Origin of the sequence: Methylobacterium sp. 22177 (genome assembly GCF_052045615.1) — a bacterium.
Classification (GTDB): Bacteria; Pseudomonadota; Alphaproteobacteria; order Rhizobiales; family Beijerinckiaceae; genus Methylobacterium; species Methylobacterium radiotolerans.
This window is the reverse complement of record NZ_JBQEPK010000018.1, coordinates 1-18,473: the sequence shown is the minus strand read 5'-3', so window position 1 is coordinate 18,473 and position 18,473 is coordinate 1. Positions and strand designations below refer to the sequence as shown.

General features: G+C 71.4%; 10 protein-coding genes and 1 pseudogene. 4 read left to right on the top strand and 7 right to left on the bottom strand.

Features of this window, described 5'->3' with window-relative positions:
* Nucleotides 1-134: 134 nt before the first annotated feature.
* Nucleotides 135-1,727, top strand: coding sequence for an ABC transporter substrate-binding protein (locus ACTJK8_RS17060; protein ID WP_012329542.1), 1,593 nt, complete (start codon nucleotides 135-137; stop codon nucleotides 1,725-1,727).
* 13 nt (nucleotides 1,728-1,740) lie between these two features.
* Here ACTJK8_RS17060 and ACTJK8_RS17055 read toward each other — a convergent pair whose 3' ends face one another.
* Nucleotides 1,741-3,207 carry an amidohydrolase family protein gene (locus tag ACTJK8_RS17055; protein ID WP_024827385.1) on the bottom strand — a complete coding sequence of 489 codons (1,467 nt, stop codon included), beginning with the start codon at nucleotides 3,205-3,207 and terminating at the stop codon, nucleotides 1,741-1,743.
* Nucleotides 3,208-3,376: 169 nt separating this feature from the next.
* Here ACTJK8_RS17055 and ACTJK8_RS17050 point away from each other — a divergent pair, with 169 nt between their 5' ends.
* The gene (locus ACTJK8_RS17050) at nucleotides 3,377-4,057 is read left to right on the top strand and encodes an aspartate/glutamate racemase family protein (RefSeq protein WP_024827386.1); all 681 of its coding nucleotides are present in this window, start codon (nucleotides 3,377-3,379) and stop codon (nucleotides 4,055-4,057) included.
* 13 nt (nucleotides 4,058-4,070) lie between these two features.
* A complete protein-coding gene (locus tag ACTJK8_RS17045) occupies nucleotides 4,071-5,390 on the top strand; it encodes a dihydroorotase (RefSeq protein ID WP_440762266.1) in 1,320 nt (439 codons plus the stop codon).
* A 47-nt stretch (nucleotides 5,391-5,437) separates the two neighbouring features.
* On the opposite strand, the pseudogene ACTJK8_RS17040 reads toward ACTJK8_RS17045, so the two are convergent.
* The 3 genes and pseudogenes from ACTJK8_RS17040 to ACTJK8_RS17030 all read right to left on the bottom strand — a co-directional run.
* Nucleotides 5,438-6,688 (bottom strand): annotated as a pseudogene (locus tag ACTJK8_RS17040) (hydantoinase/carbamoylase family amidase); the annotation flags it as partial.
* 232 nt (nucleotides 6,689-6,920) lie between these two features.
* Nucleotides 6,921-7,604, bottom strand: coding sequence for a type 1 glutamine amidotransferase domain-containing protein (locus ACTJK8_RS17035; RefSeq protein WP_012329537.1), 684 nt, complete (start codon nucleotides 7,602-7,604; stop codon nucleotides 6,921-6,923).
* Between the two features lie 94 nt (nucleotides 7,605-7,698).
* Nucleotides 7,699-10,398 carry an excinuclease ABC subunit A gene (locus ACTJK8_RS17030; RefSeq protein WP_440762265.1) on the bottom strand — a complete coding sequence of 900 codons (2,700 nt, stop codon included), beginning with the start codon at nucleotides 10,396-10,398 and terminating at the stop codon, nucleotides 7,699-7,701.
* A gap of 283 nt (nucleotides 10,399-10,681) precedes the next feature.
* Here ACTJK8_RS17030 and ACTJK8_RS17025 point away from each other — a divergent pair, with 283 nt between their 5' ends.
* On the top strand, nucleotides 10,682-11,521 hold the full coding sequence (locus ACTJK8_RS17025; RefSeq protein ID WP_012329535.1) for an aldo/keto reductase: 840 nt from the start codon (nucleotides 10,682-10,684) through the stop codon (nucleotides 11,519-11,521).
* A 138-nt stretch (nucleotides 11,522-11,659) separates the two neighbouring features.
* Here ACTJK8_RS17025 and ACTJK8_RS17020 read toward each other — a convergent pair whose 3' ends face one another.
* From ACTJK8_RS17020 to ACTJK8_RS17010, 3 genes are all read right to left on the bottom strand, one after another.
* The gene (locus ACTJK8_RS17020) at nucleotides 11,660-13,927 is read right to left on the bottom strand and encodes a CDC48 family AAA ATPase (RefSeq protein WP_024827390.1); all 2,268 of its coding nucleotides are present in this window, start codon (nucleotides 13,925-13,927) and stop codon (nucleotides 11,660-11,662) included.
* A 546-nt stretch (nucleotides 13,928-14,473) separates the two neighbouring features.
* Nucleotides 14,474-17,161 carry an EAL domain-containing protein gene (locus ACTJK8_RS17015; protein ID WP_164891413.1) on the bottom strand — a complete coding sequence of 896 codons (2,688 nt, stop codon included), beginning with the start codon at nucleotides 17,159-17,161 and terminating at the stop codon, nucleotides 14,474-14,476.
* Nucleotides 17,162-17,593: 432 nt separating this feature from the next.
* The coding region (locus tag ACTJK8_RS17010; RefSeq protein ID WP_440762264.1) for a methyl-accepting chemotaxis protein at nucleotides 17,594-18,473 on the bottom strand (880 nt) is incomplete at its 5' end.

Here is an 18,473-nt window from a genome sequence, read left to right as displayed (position 1 = left end):
GGTCGAGGGCCGGCCGGTCCCCCCCGAGCGGAAGCCGGCCCCGTTCCTGCAAGCGATGCCGGGCCGGGCGCCCCGCGGGGCCTCGGGCCGCAGGCGCGCGAGGCGCGGTGCCGGAGCAGAGCGGGAGGTTTCGGATGAAGCGACGCACGCTGTTGCAGGGAGCCGGCGCCCTCGTCGCCGGCGCCGTCGCGGCGCCGGCCCTCGTCCGTGCGGAGGCTGCCAGGACCCTGCGCTTCATCCCGCAGCAGGATCTCGTCACCCTCGATCCGGTGACGACCTTCGCGTACATCACCCGCAACCACGGCTACATGGTCTTCGACACGCTCTACGGCATGGACGCGGCCTATCGCGCCACGCCGCAGATGGTCGAGGGCCACCGCGTCGAGGCGGACGGGCGCCGCTGGGACCTGACCCTGCGCGAGGGCCTGCGCTTCCACGACGGGACGCCGGTGCTGGCCCGCGACTGCGTCGCCTCCCTGCGGCGCTGGGCGAAGCGCGACCCGTTCGGCGGCTCCCTCATGGAGGCGACCGACGAGCTCTCCGCGCCCGACGACCGGACGATCCGGTTCCGCCTCAAGCACCCGTTCCCGCTGCTGCCGATCGCGCTGGGCAAGGCGTCCGTCCCGGTCTGCGCCATGATGCCGGAGCGCCTCGCCGCCACCGACCCGTTCCAGCAGGTGCCGGAGCTCATCGGCTCGGGCCCGTTCCGCTTCAAGGCGGACGAGCGGGTGCCCGGCGACCGCGTCGTCTACACCCGCTTCGAGGGCTACGTGCCGCGCCGGGACGGCCCGCTCACCTGGACCTCGGGTCCGAAGGTCGTCCACTTCGACCGGGTCGAGTGGCGCGTGATCGGCGACACCTCCACGGCGACCTCGGCGCTGATCGCCGGCGAGGCGGACTGGCAGGAATACGCCTCGCACGACCAGCTCGGGCTCCTGCACGCCGCCAAAGGCGTGAGCACCCGCGTCCTCGACCCGACCGGCTTCGTGACCATGCTGCGGGTCAACCACCTGCAGCCGCCCTTCAACAACCCGGCGATCCGGCGGGCGCTCTGGGGCGGGATCGACCAGACCGCCTGCATGCAGGGGGTCGTCGGCGCCGAGGATCCCGGCCTGTTCCACGTGCCTCTCGGCTTCTTCTGCCCGGGCACGCCGATGGCCTCGACGGACGGATTGCAGCCGCTCACGGATCCGCGCGATCCGGCGCGGGTGCGCGCCGACCTCAAGGCCGCCGGCTACAATGGCGAGACCGTGCTGCTGATGGTGCCGTCGAACTCGGCGCCCCTTCTGGCGCTCGGTCAGGTCGCGGCCGACCTGCTCCAGCGCGTCGGCATGACGGTCGAGGTCTACGCGGTCGAGTTCAACGCGATGCTGCAGCGGCGCAACCGCAAGGGGCCGGTCTCCGAGGGCGGCTGGAGCGCCTTCGTTACCAACTGGTCCGGCATGGATTGGCTCAACCCCGCGGGCTACATCGCCCTGCGCGGCACCGGCGAGACCGGCTACGCCGGCTGGGCCACGACCCCGCGGATCGAGTCCCTGCGCGACGCCTGGCTCACAGCCCCGGACGAGGCGGCGCGCGCCGCGCTCTGCCGGGACATCCAGCTCCAGGCGATGCAGGACGTGCCCTACTATCCCCTCGGGCAGTACCTGCAGCCGACCGCCTACCGCTCCCGGCTCACCGGCATCCTCGACGGGTTCCCGACCTTCTGGAACGTCCGGCCCGCCTGAGGAGCGCGGGGCCTCACAGCCCCGGGAAGGTCGGAGGCGCGATGGCGTCGGGGCCGCGCCCGGCCCAGTCGAGCTGCCGGATCTGCGCCAGCGCGCGGCCCTGCGCCTCCTCCAGCGCCGCCGCGGCCGCCGCATAGTCGATCGTCAGGGCGCGGCCGTCGCGCACGATCTCGCGGCCGCCGACGAAGACCTGCCGGACCGCGCGGTCGCCGGCCGAGTAGATCAGCGACTGCACGGGATCGCGGCACGGCCGCATGGCGGGATGCGCGCAGTCGACGAGGACGAAGTCGGCCTTGCAGCCCGGCGCGAGACGGCCGATATCGCCGCGCCCGAGCGCCTTGGCGCCCCCCACCGTGGCGGCGTGGAACACGTCCGCCGCGCGGGTGTCGCGGGGATTCTCGGCGACGACCCGGGCGAGGTACGAGACCAGGCGCATCTCGTCGAGCATGTTGTGCGGGTAGACGTCGGTGCCGATGCCCATGTTGACGCCCGCCTGGAGGTAGCGCCCGAAATGGTGGAGCGCGATGCCGCGGCGGGCGAAGACCGTCGGGCAGTGGGCGACCGTGGCGCCGCGCTCGGCCAAGCGGCGCATGTCCGAGCCCGGGCTGTGCCAGTGGGTCCAGGGGTGGTCGTCCAGGAAGATCCCGTGACCCACGATGGTCCGCTCGGTGAGCACGCCGAGGTCGTCGAGCCACTCGATCGGCGTCATCCCGCTGCGGCGGGTGATCTCGTGGAACTCCGACAGCGATTGCGCCGCGTGCGTGTGGAAGCGCAGGTCGCGCCGCACCGCCTCGGCGTAAGCGTCCCGCAGCAGCTCCGCCGTGCAGGTATCGACCTGCGCCGGGCAGAGCATGCCGAACAGGCGCCCGCTCGGGTGCCTTCGCGCGGCCTCGATCTCGGCGAGCGCCTGCTCCAGGCCGCGCTGGCCCGCCGCCGCGTCCCACTCGTACTCGACGCTGTGGCCGTTCCGGGTCAGCCAGCGCCCCGACCGGAACATCGGGGCGATGCAGACCCGCAGGCCCGAGGCGCCGAGGAGGTCGAGCCAGCCCTCGCTCGGCAGGGCGAGATCGCAGACGGTGGTGACGCCCGAGAGCGCCAGCTCGGCGAGCGCCACCCCGTAGGCGGCGCGGGTACCCTCCGCGTCGGGCCGTAGGATCGGCAGGTACTCGTAGAGCGAGGTGTTGTAGAGCCGCTGGCTGCCGACCTCGTCCCACATGCCCTTGTTCATCGGTTCCGAGAACAGGTGCGTGTGGATGTCGACGAGCCCGGGCATGACCATGCAGCCGGAGGCGTCGATGGTCCGGGCCGGCTCGGGACCCGCGTAGCCCGGCCCGACATGGACGAGGGCCCCGTCCGCGAAGGCGACGTCCGCGTCGGTGCGGTAGACGTGACCGCCGCTGTCCGGATCCCAGGCGACGACCCACCGGGCTCCCTTGACCAGGGTGACGGCGGCGGTGGCGTCCGGAGCTTCGTCGTGCATCGATAACCTCTCGCTTGCGTCGGCGGGCGGGCAAGATCGGTGCCTCGCACTCGGACCGGCGGCCGTGCGGCCCGGGTTTCGCTTGGACCCCTCCGCGGTCACGACAGAGCGGTCGATGTCGCGGCATCGAGGTCGGTCCGGATCGAACCGCGTTCAGAGAGAGGGCGCCGTGCAGCCTCGCGACACCACCGCGCCCCCGCGCATCCTCGTCATCAATCCGAACGCGTCCCGGGCGGTGACGGACGCCATCGACGCCGCGCTGGCACCGCTGCGCCTGCCGGGCGGCCCCGTTCTCGCGGTGACCGACCTGCCGGAGGGCCCGGAGAGCATCGCGACCCAGCAGGACGCGGATTCGGTGGTGTTGCCGCTCGTGCGGCGCGTGGCGGACGATCCGTCCGACGCCTTCGTCATCGCCTGCTTCAGCGATCCGGGCCTGCACGCGGTCCGAGAGGCGGCCCGCGGACGCCCGGTGATGGGCATCGCCGAGTGGGGGATCCTGCGGGCCCTGACGCTCGGGGAGCGCTTCGGCATCGTGGCCCTGTCGGAGGGCAGCGTCCGGCGCCAGCGCCGCATGGTGCGCCAGATGGGCGTTGGGGATCGCTATGCCGGAAGCCGACCCGTGGAGGCGCGGGCCTCCGAGACGGCGGACGCCGCGATGGGTTCGCGCCTGATCGCGGCCGGTCGGACCCTGGTCGAGCGCGACGGCGCCGACGTGGTCGTGCTCGGCTGCGCCGGCATGGCGCGCCACCGGGCCGCCGTGGCGAGCGCGATCGGGTGTCCCGTCATCGAGCCCTGCCAGCAGGCGGCCGCCGCGGCCCTCGGGGCCGTGCTGCTTCGGACGGCCCCGTGAGAAGGAACCGGGCATGCATTACGACCTCCTGATCCGCGGCGGCACCTGCGTGACACCCTGGGGCTCCGACACGATGGATGTCGGGGTCCGCGACGGGCGCATCGCGGCCCTCGGGGTCCCGGCCGGTGCGACCGCGGAGGCGGTGATCGACGCCGCGGGCCTGCACGTCCTGCCCGGCCTGATCGACAGCCACGTCCACCTGCGCGATCCCGGCGACCCGGCGGTGGAGACGATCGAGACCGGCACGCGGGCCGCAATCCTCGGCGGGATCGCCACGCTGTTCGACATGCCCAACACGGTCCCGCCGGTCGCCGACGCCGGGCGCGTCGCCTGGAAGCGCGACTACGTCGCGGGCCGCAGCTGGTGCGACATCGGCCTCTACGTGGCCGGGACGAAGACCAACATCGACGCGCTCGCGGCCCTGGAACGCGAGGCCGGGGTCTGCGCCGTCAAGGTCTTCGCCGGCAGTTCCACGGCGGCGCTGATGATCGAGGACGACGCGCACCTCGAGCGGGCGATGCGCGCCGGCCACCGGCGCATGGCCTTCCACAGCGAGGACGAGTACCGGCTCCAGGCGCGCAAGGCGCTGTTCAGCCGGGGGCAGCCCTACCGGACTCACATGGCGTGGCGCGACCCGGAATGCGCCTTCCTGGGCACGCGGCGCCTCATGGCCCTCGCGCGCAGGACCGGCCGGGCGACCCACATCCTCCACGTCTCGACCGCGGAGGAACTCGCCTACCTGCGCGACTTCCGCGACGTCGCCACCGTCGAGGTCTTGGTCAACCACCTGACCCAGGTGGCGCCGGAATGCTACGACACGCTGGGCGGGTTCGGCGTGATGAACCCGCCGATCCGCGACGCGCGCCATCGGGCGGCCGCCTGGGCGGCCCTGCGCGACGGCACCGTCGACACGGTCGGCAGCGACCACGCGCCCCACGCGCGGGCGGCCAAGGCGCAGCCCTGGCCGGACTGCCCGGCCGGCCTCACCGGGGTCCAGACCCTGGTGCCGGTGATGCTCGATCACGTGGCGGCGGGGCGATTGTCCCTCGCCCGCCTCGTCGACCTGATGGCGGCCGGGCCGGCCCGCGTCTACGGGCTCTTGGGCAAGGGCCGCATCGCCGCCGGCTACGACGCGGACTTCACCCTGGTGGACCTGAAGGCCCACCGCAGGATCGAGGAATCGTGGATCGCCTCGCCCTGCGGCTGGACGCCCTTCGCGGGCCTCGAAGTCACCGGCTGGCCCGTCGCCACGATCGTGCGCGGGACCCCCGTCATGCGCGACGACGCGGTGCTGGGCGAACCCGTCGGTCGCCTCGCGCGCTTCGCCGCCTGACGGGACGCCCCTCGCCCGCCGCACGTCTCCGCCACCAGCCACGCGGTGAGGATCGCCACGGCGTCGAGCAGGTCGTCTATCGCCATGGCCTCGTCGGGATTGTGACTGCCGTTGGCGTTGCGCACGAACAGCATCGCCATCGGCACGCCGGCCTTGGCGAAGGCGGCGGCGTCGTGGGAGGCCGGGCTGCCGAGGGGCCGCGTCGCGATGCCGAGCGCGTCCGCGGCCGCCGCGAACCCGTCGCGGATCCGGGGCGCGACAGTCCCGACGCCCGCCTCGGCGCGCGGGCCAAGCGTCACCGTCACGCCGCGGCGCGCCGACACCTCCGCCACCGCCGCCAGGAACGCCGCCTCCAGCGCGGCCAGCACCCCGGCGGTGTAGGCCCGCATGTCGAGGCTGAACCGGAACTCACCCGGTACGGTCGTCAGGCCGTGCGCAGCGGCGTCGGTGTGGAACCGGCCGAAGGTGACGGCCATCGGGCAGCCGGCCGCCTCGCGCTCCGCCCAGACCCGGTCCAGCGCCAGAGCGATCTCGGCCCCCGCCATGGCCGCGTCGCGCCGGAAGCGGCGCGGCGTCCCGACATGGTCGTAGCGGCCGGCGATGCGGACGTCAGGATAGCGGACGTTGCCGGGGATCCCGGTGCACAAGCCGACCGAGATCCCGGCCTCCTCGAGGCTCGGCGCCTGCTCGATATGCACCTCGAGGAAGGCGTGGATCGCGGCGGCGGCGCGGGCGGCCGGGCCGCGGGCGAGCGCGTCCGGGTCGCCGCCCTCCCGGGCGATGTGGGCGGCGAGGCTGAGGCCGGTGTCGATCCGGGCCGCGTCGAGCGCCCCGTCCGGCAGGGCTCCGAGCGCCGCGCGGCTGCCGATGTAGGAGACCTGGAACCAGACGCTCTCCTCGGCGCGGATGCCCAGGACGATGATGTCCCGCTCCGGCTCCAGGCCGAGCGCGCGGATCGCCGCGACGGCGGCGAGCCCGGCCACCACGCCGGCGGCGCCGTCGAAGTTGCCGCCCTGGGCCACGGTGTCGAGGTGGGAGCCGATCAGGATCGGCGGCAGGGTCCGGTCCCGCCCCGGCAGCGTCATCGCGGTGTTGGCGGCGGCGTCCCGGCCGATCGCGAGGCCCAGATCCGCAGCGCAGCGCGCGACCACCGCGTGCGCCGCGGTCTCCTCCGGGCTGTAGGAGGGGCGGGTGAAGCCCGGCTCCGTCCGGCCGCACCGGGCCAGCTCCGCGAACAGGGCCTCGACCCGGCCGTGCTGCGCGCGCACGGCTGCCTTGATGGCGGACACGCGGTCCATCGCTACGCCTCCCCGGGCGGGGCCCCGGGACGGGCCCGCCGGTCCCCACCTGCCACTTTCGTGCCGGCCCGCCGGGGGGCGCGTCATCAAGCGGCCGCCGGAGCGGCGGGCCCCGTCACGGTGGCCGAGTCTGCCGGATCGCCGGCCGTGCGACCAGAGGCGCGGGTCAGCCCCGCGGCGCCGGCGTCGCGGGGATCCGAAGCCCAAACCGGCCGGTATGCGCCCCCTCCGGTCATCGATCGTCGAGCGTCGCTTTGAGGCGCTCGGCCGCCGGTCCGGACGAGGCCGGGTTCTGGCCGGTGATCAGCAGCCCGTCCCCGACCACGTAGGGCTGCCAGTCGCCGGCCTTGGAGAACAGGCCACCCTTCCGCTTGAGCTCGTCCTCGACGAGGAAGGGAACCACCGCGGTCAGGCCCACGGCCTCCTCTTCGGTGTTGGTGAAGCCGGTCACCGCCTTGCCGGCGACGAGCGGCTGGCCGTCGGGCGTCTTGGCATGACGCAGCACGCCGGGGGCGTGGCAGACGAGGGTGACCGGCTTGCCGGCCCGGAGCGTCGTCTCGATCAGCCGGATCGAGGCCGGGTCCTCGGCGAGATCCCAGAGGGGGCCATGGCCGCCGGGATAGAACACCGCGTCGAAGCCCGCGTGGGTGACGCCGTCGAGCCGGCCCGTGCTTGACAGGGCAGCGTTGGCCTCGCCGTCCGCCTCGAAGCGCCGGGTCAGGTCGGTCTGAGAACCCGGCTCGCTGCTCTTCGGATCGAGCGGCGGACGCCCGCCCTTCGGCGAGACGAGGACCACCTCCGCACCGGCATCCTTGAACACGTAGTAGGGCGCGGCGAGCTCCTCGAGCCAGAAGCCGGTCCTGCGGCCGGTATCGCCGAGCCGGTCGTGGGAGGTCAGCACCATCAGGATCTTCATGGTCATTCTCCGGGGCTGGTCTGGGTCAGTCGTCCTGGATGCCGTCACCCGCGTCCGGTGCCGGCCGAGCCCAGAAACCGGGTCGGCGGGGCCATCACGGATCTCGGGGCTGCCAGCCCCCGTTGGCGTCGGCCTCAAGCTCCTCCCGCAGGTACGGTGCCGTGCGGCTCGCCCGCGCCCGGGCCACCACCTCGGGGCGGCCGGCCGCCACGATCGTGCCACCGAGGTTTCCGGCGCCGGGCCCCACGTCGATGACGTGATCGGCCGCCGCGACGACGCGCATGTCGTGTTCGACCATGACGACCGTGTTGCCCGCATCGACCAGGCCGTTGAGCTGGAGCATGAGGCGGTCGACATCGGTCGGGTGCAACCCGGTCGTCGGCTCGTCGAGGACGTAGAGCGTGCCCCCGCGCTGCCCCCTCTGCAATTCGGTCGCGAGCTTGATCCGCTGGGCCTCCCCGCCGGAGAGTTCGGTCGCCGGCTGGCCCAGGCGCAGGTAGCCGAGGCCGAGATCCCGCAGCACGGTGAGCGGCCGCAGTACGGCGGGCTCGTCCGCGAAGGCTTCGCAGGCCCGATCGACGGTCAGCCCGAGCACGTCCGCGATGGTCAGCCCGTTCCAGGTGACCGCCAGCGTCTCCGGCGCGTAGCGGGACCCGTGGCAGGTCGGGCAGGGGGCGTAGACGCTCGGCATGAACAGGAGTTCGACGCTGACGAAACCCTCGCCCTCGCAGGCCGGGCAGCGGCCCTTCGCGACGTTGAAGGAGAAGCGGCCGGCATCGTAGCGGCGCCGGCGGGCCTCGGGCGCGGCGGCGAACAGTTTGCGGACGCCGTCGAACAGGCCAGTATAGGTCGCGAGGTTCGAGCGGGGCGTGCGCCCGATCGGTTTCTGATCGACCTGGACCAAGCGGCGGATTCCCTCCAGGCCGCCGGCGATGCGCCCCTCCGTCGGGCCCGGCGCCGCGTCGAGGGGATCGTCCGGCTCGTCGTCGGTGTCGACGGGCCGGCCGAGGCGGTCGCCGACGAGATCCAGCAAGGCCTGGCTGACGAGGCTCGACTTGCCGGAGCCCGAGATGCCCGTGACGGCGGTGAGGCATCCCAGCGGGAACGCGACCGAGACGTCGCGCAGGTTGTTGCGGACGATCCCCTCCAGGCGCAGCCATCCCGCGGGCTCGCGCTGCGGTCGCAGCGGCGGCTCGGCGAGCCCGAACAGGTGAAGGCGCGTGCGCGACGCCTCCACGGCGCGCAGGCCCTCCGGCGGGCCGCTGTAGAGCACGGTGCCCCCGTGCTCGCCCGCCGCCGGACCGACATCGACCAGCCAGTCGGCGCGGCGCATCGTGCCGATATCGTGCTCGACGACGAACAGCGAGTTGCCCGAGGCGAGCAGCCCGGCAAGCGCGTCGTGCATGGCGTCACCGTCGGCGGGGTGCAGGCCGGCCGTCGGCTCATCGAGCACGTAGGCCACGCCGAAGAGCTGCGAGCGCAGCTGGGTGGCGAGGCGCAGGCGCTGCAACTCGCCCGACGACAGGGTCGTGGTGACCCGGTCGAGCGACAGGTAGCCGAGGCCCAGCTCCGTGAGCGTCCCGATCCGGTCGATGAGATCGGCGGCGAGGCGCTGGGCGGCGAGCCGCTTCTCGATCGAGAGGTTCGGGGTCGCGCGCACGTCCGGCGCGCCGGCATGGGCCGACGCTCCGGAGGCGGCCCGCCGGGCCCGATCGCGCCGGCCCACTTCGCGATCGAGCGTCCCGGACCCGGCGCTGGCGTCGGCGTCGTCATCGGGCAGCCGGTCCTCGGCGACCGGCCGCATCACCGCGGCGAGCGCGGAGAGCGGCATGCGCGACAGGTCGCCGATATCGAAGCCCGCGAAGGTGACCGAGAGCGCTTCGGGCTTCAGGCGCTTGCCGTGGCAGGCGGGGCAGTCCTCGCTGACGAGGTAGCGCGCCGCCCGTCGGCGCATGAGCGCGCTCTGCGACTTGGTGAAGGTCCCGAGCACGTGGCGGCGGGCGCTCGTGAACGTGCCCATGTAGCTCGGCTCCAGGCGGCGCTGGCGGGCGAGGCGCGTTTGCTCTGGGGAGAGCCCGGCATAGACCGGCTCCTGCGGCTGGTCGTCCGTGAACAGGATCCAGTCCCGGAGCGCCCGCGGCAGGTCCTTCCACGGCGTGTCGACATCGACACCCCGGCTCACCAGGATGTCCCGCAGGTTCTGGCCGCCCCAGGCCTGCGGCCAGGCCGCGACGGCGCGCTCGCGGATCGTCAGCGACGGGTCGGGCACCATGGAGGCTTCCGTGGCCCGGTAGATCCGCCCGAGCCCGCCGCAGGACGGGCAGGCGCCCTGGGGCGTGTTGGGCGAGAAGTCCTCCGCGTAGAGCATCGGTTGGCCCGGCGGGTAGGTGCCGGCGCGCGAGTACATCATCCGCACGAGGCTCGACAGGGTGGTGACGCTGCCGACCGAGGAGCGGGCGCTGGGCGTGCCGCGCTGCTGCTGCAGGGCGACCGCCGGGGGGAGGCCCTCGATGGAATCGACGTCGGGCACGCCGACTTGGTCGATCATCCGCCGCGCGTAGGGGGCGACCGACTCGAAGTAGCGCCGCTGGGCTTCCGCATAGAGCGTACCGAAGGCGAGCGAGGACTTGCCGGAGCCGGAGACCCCCGTGAACACGACGAGGGCGTCGCGCGGCAGTTCCACGTCGACGTCGCGCAGGTTGTGCTCCCGGGCGCCCTTTACCGTGACGTAGCCCGGCCGTCCGACGCCGGATCGCGCGATCCTGCCGGGTTCCCTGGGCGTCGGCTGGTCCATCGGATCGCTCTCTCGGCGGGCACTCTCGCGTAAAACAGCAAACGCCGCTGGACCGCGGATAGAGTCAACGCGAGAGACCATCCTTAGGGACACTCCGTAGCAAACCAGGGGCTACGGCCGACGTTTGTCTTTCACGACAAGGATCGGGATCCCGGCCTTCGAGCCCGCAGTGATCAGGCTGTCCGCCCGCGCACAGGGACGATCGCGGCCCGCCGCGGCCGGGTGTGACCTGCAGCCCGAACCGGCGCTGCAGAGCACACGTCGTTCAAGGGAGCCGTTGCAAATGGAACGACGTCCCTTCGGTCTCGTGCCGCACGAGGTGGCGCTGATCGGGCAGGGAACCTGGTACATCGACGACGCGCACCGGCCCACCGCGGTCGCTGCCCTGCGCCGCGGCCTCGATCTCGGGATGACCCACGTCGACACCGCCGAGATGTACGGCGACGCCGAGATCGTGGTCGGCGAGGCGATCGCCGGACGGCGCGACGCGGTGTTCCTCGTCTCCAAGGTCGTCCCCAGCAACGCCTCGCGCGCCGGGACGGTGGCCGCGTGCGAGCGCTCCCTCGCGCGTCTGCGCACCGACAGGCTGGACTGCTACCTCCTGCACTGGCCCGGTCCGCACCCGCTCGAGGACACCTTCGCCGCCTTCGAACGGCTTCGCGAGCAGGGCAAGATCCTGTCCTGGGGGGTGAGCAACTTCGACGTGCCCGACCTCGAGGCCGCGTGGGAAGCCGGCGGCGAGGGCCGCATCGCCTGCAACCAAGTGCTCTACCACCTGGAGGAGCGCGCGATCGAGCACGCGGTCCAGCCCTGGTGCGAGGCGCACGGCATCGCCGTCGTCGCCTACAGCCCCTTCGGTCATGGCAGCTTCCCCGGCCCCCGCACGCCGGGCGGCCGCCTGTTGGAGAGTATCGCGGCCAACCACGGCGCGACCGCACGCCAGGTCGCGCTCCGGTTTCTCGTGCGGAGGCCGTCGACCTTCGCGATCCCCAAGGCGTCCAGCCCAGAGCATGCCGCCGACAACGCGGGCGCGAGCGCGCTCTCGCTGACGGATGCCGAGCTCGCCCGGCTCGACGCGGCGTTCCCGCTCGGGCCGCGGCCGCGTCGGCTGCCGATGCTGTAGGCGCCGGGATGCCCGCTCGGCCGAAACGGGCGCTCGCGCATGGCCAGCCTTGGTCAGCGGACGCGGCGTCCGATTCGAAGAAATCCCTGACGTGATCCCGTTTCGGGCGCCGCCCGCCCTTTCGCCTGGTGGGCCGCCTCAGCGCGGGGATAGGAAGCCGATCGGTTGGCGCTGCGGGCCCTCTTGCTTCAAGGTGCGCAGCATCTCCTCGTATTCCCGCTCCATCTCGGGTGTGACCGAAGGCCGGGTCTCACGGGCAGCCTGTTCGAAATGTGCACGCTGCACCTGGGCCGCCTCCAGCGATTCGCGCAGCGCCAGCAGACCGGCGCGGCGCGTGAGATCTTCCAGATCCGCGCCGGTGAAGCGGGCGGTCCGCTCGGCAATCACGTCGAGATCGACATCTTCCGCGAGCGGCATGTCCCGCGTGTGAATGGCCAGGATCCGGCGACGGCCGGCGATGTCCGGAACCGGCACGTAGACGAGTTCGTCGAACCGTCCCGGACGCAGCAGCGCTTGGTCGAGCAGGTTCGGGCGGTTTGTGGCCGCCATCACGACAACCCCCTGCAAATCCTCCAGCCCGTCCATCTCGGCCAGGAGTGTGTTGACGACGCGCTCCGTGACGGCGGGCTCGCCGAGACCCCCGCCCCGCGCTGGCGCGAGACTGTCGATCTCGTCGATGAAGATCACCGTCGGCGCCACCTGCCGGGCGCGTTGGAACAGGCGCGAGACCTGCTGCTCGGATTCGCCGTACCATTTCGACAGGAGGTCGGAGGATTTCGTCGCGACGAAGTTCGCGTCCGACTCGCGCGCCACCGCCTTGGCGAGCAGCGTCTTGCCGGTGCCGGGTGGCCCGAACAGGAGGAAGCCCTTGGCCGGCCGGATGCCGATGCGGCGGAAGGCCTGCGGCGACCGCAGCGGCAGCTCGACGCCCTCGCGCAGGCGCATCTGGGCCTCGGCGAGTCCCCCGACATCGTCCCAGGTCACGTCCGGCACCTGGATCATGATCTCGCGCAGCGCCGACGGCTGAATCCGTTTCATCGCCGAGAGGAAGTCGTCGCGCCGGACGCTCAGGCCCTCTAGGATCTCCGCCGGGATACCGTCGCGCAGGTTCACCTCCGGGAGGATCCGGCGCACCGCGTCCATGGCGGCCTCGCGCACCAGCGCGCCGAGATCGGCCCCGACGAACCCGTAGGTGGTGCGCGCGACCTCATCCAGGTCGACATCCTCCGCCAGCGGCATGCCGCGGGTGTGGATGCCCAGGATCTCGCGCCGGCCCGGCTGGTCCGGCACGCCGATGATGATCTCGCGGTCGAAGCGGCCAGGCCGGCGCAGGGCCTCGTCGATGGCGTCGCGCCGGTTCGTCGCGCCGATCACCACGATGTTCTGGCGCGGCTCCAGCCCGTCCATCAGCGTGAGGAGCTGCGCGACGATGCGGCGCTCGACCTCGCCGGTCACCTGCTCGCGCTTCGGGGCGATCGAGTCGATCTCGTCGATGAAGATGATCGAGGGCGCGCTCTGAGCGGCTTCCTGGAAGACCTCGCGCAGGCGCTGCTCGGACTCGCCGTACCGGCTGCCCATGATCTCGGGCCCGGCGATGTGGAAGAACCGGGCCTCGGTCTCGTTGGCCACCGCCCGCGCCAGCCGGGTCTTGCCGGTGCCGGGCGGTCCGTGCAGCAGCACGCCCTTCGGCGGATCGATGCCGAGACGCTGGAACAGCTCTGGGTGGCGCAGGGGCAGCTCGACCATCTCGCGGATCTGATCGACGGTGTCGCCGAGGCCGCCGATATCGTCGTAGGTGACGTCGGCGCGCCGCCCGTCCTTCGGCTCCTCGAAGAGCGGCCGGAGTTCGATCTGTGTCCCTTCCGCCACGTAGACGATGCCGCGGGGCTGTGTGGCGACGACGACGAGGCGGATCTCCTGCAGGCCGTAGGACGGCCCCTCGAGATAGGGGCGCAGCTCCGGTGGAACGCGCGGGTCGGACGCGGCGCGCGACTGAGTCGATGTGGAGATGACGTCGCCCGAAACCAGCGGCCGCCGGAACAGCGTGCGGCGCAGGGCCTCCCCCGAACCCTGCAAGCGCATGTTCTTCTGAGCCGGCGCGACGACGACGCGGGCGGCCGGCCGGATCTCCGCGGGGTGGATCTCGACATGGTCGCCGCTCGCGGTGCCGGCGTTGACGCGCTGCAGCCCGTCGAGGCGGACGAGGTTCAGGCCCTCGTCCTCATCGTAGGGACCGACCGCGATCGCCGCGGTGTGGCGCTTGCCGACGATCTCGACAACGTCGCCCTCGCGCAGGCCGAGCTGGGTCAGCGCCGCATGGCCGAGTCGGGCGATGCCGCGCCCCGAATCCTGGGGGCGTGCATTGGCGACCTGCAATCTGAGCGCCCGCTCCTCGGCGTCAGCCATCTGAACTCCCGGGCAGGACCTCGGTCATGACGACATCTGGTCAACCGTCGGTGATCCGGATGGTTCGGATCGAGCCAGGACATGCCCGCGCCGCCACGACCATGGCGGCTGCGTCGCGACGGTCCGAGGCGGCACCGGCAAGGCTCGGTCAGGACGCGACGACCGGACACGGTTCGGGAGCGTCCGCATCTCCAGAACAAGCGGGCCTGCACGCAGTTCAGGATGCGATCGCTGATGATATGCTATTCGACTTCGATATCGGTCTCGCTTGACAAGGCAGAGTGCGATCCCGATTCCGCGCGGCCAATGGGCGCCCGTGGGCAATGGCATGATGCCAGCCGCGAAAGTGTCGCTGTTCACCGCATTCGACGACATCAGCGTGCGCCGGCGGGAAAGTCCTGTTCTTGGGGCCTCTCATGCTCCCTCAGGCCGGTCGCTCGGATCGATGGGAAGCGGGACGGGCTTCGGGGCTTCTTCCTCTGGCGATAGCGGTTTCGCTGTCGAGGAGTATTCGAGAACCGCTCGTTGGGCGGACACAAGTCGCCGCTAGGCGACCTTGAGATCACGATCGGGACCGACGAGCGCGCGGTAAGAGGCGATCGGCTGCGGTTTGCCGCGCAGATAGCCTTGTATCTCTGCACAACCGTGTTGCCGCAAGAAGGCCAGCTGCCCCTCAGTCTCGACGCCCTCCGCGATGACCGGAATGTCCAAGCTCTCGCCGAGACTCAGGATCGCCCGGACGATCGCGCCGCCTTTGCTGGTCACGCCGATCTGCCACACGAACGACCGATCGATCTTGATCTTGTCGAACGGAAAAGCTTCCAACGTTGCCAGTGATGAGTATCCGGTTCCGAAATCATCCATCGAGATGCGCACGCCGAGCGCTTTCAGGTCGCGCAGCATCTCCTGCGCGCGTGCCGACCCCTTCAGGAAGAGGCTCTCGGTCACCTCGAGTTCGAGACGGTCGGCCTTCAGTCCGGTCTCCTCGAGCACCGCACCGACGACATCGCACAGGCCAGCTTGCTGCAGCTGCGCGATCGAGAGATTGACAGCGATGCCGAGGGGCAACGTCCAGCTCGCAGCCTCGCGGCAGGCCTCACGGAGCACCCACTCGCCGAGTGGGAGGATCGCCCCTGTCTCCTCTGCCAGCGGTATGAACTGCGCCGGCGAAATCGGCCCGCGGGTCGGATGGGTCCATCGCAGGAGCGCCTCGAAGCCGCAGGCGCGATCGGCGGCGATCCTGAACTGGGGCTGGTAATGCAGCGCGAACTGCCCCGTCCCGATGGCCGCGCGCAGGTCCAGAGCCAATCGTTGCCGCTCGAAAGCCGCCTTGTCCATATCCGCCTCGAAGAAGCGGTAGGTTCCCTTGCCTTCCTTCTTGGCGCGCACGAGCGCCATATCGGAAGCGGACAGCACCGCGTCGTAGGTGTCGCCATCATGCGGGAAGAGGGCGATGCCGACGCTGCAACTGATGGAATACCTCAGCTCGCCGTCCGCGTAGGGCGCTGAGATCGCATCGATGATAGCCTGGGCCCGCGCGGCAGCTTGCCCGGCGGCGAGATCTGTCGCCAGCACCGCGAATTCGTCGCCGCCGAGGCGCGCGACCGCGCCGCGCGCGCCGATCAATGCCTTCAGGCGCGCGGCGACCTCGATCAGCAGGCGGTCCCCGGCCGGATGACCGAAGAGATCGTTGACCTGCTTGAAGCCGTCGAGATCGAGGCAGAGAAGGACCACTTCCCCGGCTCGATCGGCTCGCGCTGCCAGCTCGCGTTCGACGACCTCCTCGAAATGCAGGCGGTTCGGCAATTGGGTCAGAACGTCGTGCCGCGCGAGGAAGCGCAGGCGCGCTTCGCTCCGCCGGCGCTCCGTGATGTCCTCATGCGTCGAAATCCAGCCTCCGTCCGGAAGGAGAACGCGGAGGACGCTGATGTCCCGATCGTCGGTCATGTGAACGACGCTCGCCGTGTCCGAAGGGGCCCGGGGCGATGGTGGCGTCAGCACTTCGTCCCAGGCCCCCCCCGCGTCGCGGTGCTGCGCCAGCACGAACCCGCGCAGATCCTTGGCTTTCGTGCCGGGTTGCCGAAGTTGATCGGGGATCGCGTAGAGCGTGGCGAAGCGCTCATTCAAGATGACGAGCCGCTCGTCGGCGTCGAACAGGCATAGTCCCTGGACCATGTTGTCGAGGGCGACGCCGAACCGCTCGTAATGGGCCCGTAAGTCGCGCTCGCTGCGGGCACGTTCTTCGGCGCTCGCGATCCGCCGCTCGGCGCTCGCCCCCCGAAGAAAGAGCCGAAACAGCGCCGCGATGCACACCAGGAGGAGGGCTGTTGCTGAACCGACCGCGAGCGCCTGCCGGCGGAAGGGGGCCAGGCACGCTTCTGTCGTGCGGCTGATGCTGAGAATGAGCGGATAGCCGGCGAGCGCCTTCGTCGCGATGATGCGTTCTTGATCATCGACGGGGCTCACGTTGCGCATCACGCCGCCCAGAGGATTCTTCTGGGCGATCAGCGCGGCCCCCGTGGTCGGCAGGATCTTGCCGATCACGTTTTCCCGATAGGGGTGACGGACGAGCAGCATCCCGTCGTGGCGGAAGACCGAGACCACGGCGTCGTCGGTCGGCGCGATCTGCCGGTACAGTCGTTCGAAATAGCCGAGCTCGATTGCGCCGAGCACGAGGCCGAGGAACGTTCCGTCGGGCGCCGTGACCTTCCGCGCGATGTAGATCGTCCAGGCACCGTCGCCGCGGTTCTGGACCGGCTGGCTGATGAAGCGTTGCAGCTTCGGGTCCGAAGCGAGCGCCTTGAAGTAATCACGATCTGCGATGTTGACGTTCGGGATCGGCCAGAAGCGGCTGAAGTTCAGGAGCTGGCCGGTGTGATCGATAATCGTGACCGCGTTGACCTGCGGCAAGGCGGCGACGCGCGCTTTGAGTGCCTCATGTAAGTCGTGTCGGCTTGCCGCTGCAGCGTACTGCGAAGGAGTGGCTACCTTTGCGCCGGCCATATCCTCGATGATGGCTTCCTGAACGATCTCGAGGGCCTGGAGCGAACGGTCGGCCTGATCAGCGAGGATCGTGGAGAGGCCGACGAGGTTGCGCTCGGTATCCTGCAGCGCCTGGCCGTACATGTCGGAGATCAGGATGGCCCCGCCCGACGCGATCGCGAGAGCTAGAACGACCAGTGACGTGACGAGAGCGGGGTATGACCGATCAGGTGATCCGAACATCGCTGCCATCCCGGCCCTCATCTGTCGCCCTTCTCTGGCGCGGGAGCAAAAGGCGAACTCATAGACTCGGGCTGTTATCTCATTGCATGCCCAGCTTCCGGCGCTTCGCAGATGTTCAGCCCCTTACCGTCGAGCGCGCGGAGTTCGGTGATCGTATCTGGGCCGGAAAACAGAGCGTGGCGGTCGGCTCCGACAGATGGTGGTCCGAGCCGCTCCGCGGTTGGCCTCGGGGCGGCCGCTGCGCCGCCCGGCATATAGATCGCACACAATCGACTAATACATCGTTGCCAGCCTGACACAGCCGCCCTCGGGGCCGCCGATCACGGCCCGGATGAGCGCACGGGTCGATCTCTGCCGGTCCGCTTCCGCTCGTCGAGGAGGCGGAGGCGAACCTCGAAGCTGGGCCGCCCTGTTGCGCACCCGAGCGACGAGAGGGATGGGTCAAGCGGCGCGGACGGTGGCGAGGAAGCGTGCGACTTCGGCGCGGAGATGCTCGGATTGCCGCGACAGCTCCGAGGCCGCCGACAGGACCTGACCGGCCGCGGCCCCCGTCTCCTCCGAGGCCTGCGCCACGCCCGCGATGTTGCCCGTCACCTCGCCGGCGCCGGTCGAGGCCTGCGCCACGTTGCGCACGATCTCCTGGGTCGCCGCACCCTGCTGCTCCACCGCCGCCGCGATCGACGTCGCCACGCCGTCGATCTCCCGGATCCGCCCCGTGATCCCGCCGATCGCCGTCACCGCCTGCGCGGTCACCCCCTGAACCTCGCCGATCTGGCGCGCGATCTCCTCGGTCGCCTTGGCGGTCTGCTCGGCCAGCGCCTTCACCTCGGAGGCCACCACCGCGAAGCCCCGCCCCGCCGCGCCGGCGCGCGCCGCCTCGATCGTGGCGTTGAGCGCCAAGAGGTTGGTCTGCCCGGCGATGCCCGAGATCATCCCGACCATGTCGCCGATCCGCGCCGCGTTCTGGCTGAGCGCCTGGACGAGGTGCGCAGTCTGGTCGGCCTCGCCCACCGCGGCCTGGGCGAGATGGGCCGAGCCCTGCACCTGCCGGCCGATCTCCTGCACCGACGAGCCGAGCTCCTCGGCCGCGGCCGCGACCGTGTTGACGTTGGTGGCGGCCTCTTCCGCTGCGGCGGCCACGGTGGTCGATTGCGCGGCGGTCTCCTGGGCGGTGGCGGTCATCTGCTGGGCTGTGGCCTGGAGCTCGGTGGCCGAGGACGAGACCAGGCCGACGATGCCGCCGACGGCGCGCTCGAAGCCGTCGGCGAGCTCGATCATGGTGCGCTTCCGCTCGGCGGCGGCGGCCGCGTCGGCCAGGCGC

Bases quoted from the DNA above. Each gene is read 5' to 3' on its own strand.
- ACTJK8_RS17055 (WP_024827385.1), bottom strand. From the start codon at position 3,207: ATGCACGACGAAGCTCCGGACGCCACCGCCGCCGTCACCCTGGTCAAG.
- ACTJK8_RS17030 (WP_440762265.1), bottom strand. From the start codon at position 10,398: ATGGACCAGCCGACGCCCAGGGAACCCGGCAGGATCGCGCGATCCGGC.
- ACTJK8_RS17015 (WP_164891413.1), bottom strand. From the start codon at position 17,161: ATGGCAGCGATGTTCGGATCACCTGATCGGTCATACCCCGCTCTCGTC.
- ACTJK8_RS17020 (WP_024827390.1), bottom strand. From the start codon at position 13,927: ATGGCTGACGCCGAGGAGCGGGCGCTCAGATTGCAGGTCGCCAATGCA.
- ACTJK8_RS17045 (WP_440762266.1), top strand. From the start codon at position 4,071: ATGCATTACGACCTCCTGATCCGCGGCGGCACCTGCGTGACACCCTGG.
- ACTJK8_RS17060 (WP_012329542.1), top strand. From the start codon at position 135: ATGAAGCGACGCACGCTGTTGCAGGGAGCCGGCGCCCTCGTCGCCGGC.
- ACTJK8_RS17025 (WP_012329535.1), top strand. From the start codon at position 10,682: ATGGAACGACGTCCCTTCGGTCTCGTGCCGCACGAGGTGGCGCTGATC.
- ACTJK8_RS17035 (WP_012329537.1), bottom strand. From the start codon at position 7,604: ATGAAGATCCTGATGGTGCTGACCTCCCACGACCGGCTCGGCGATACC.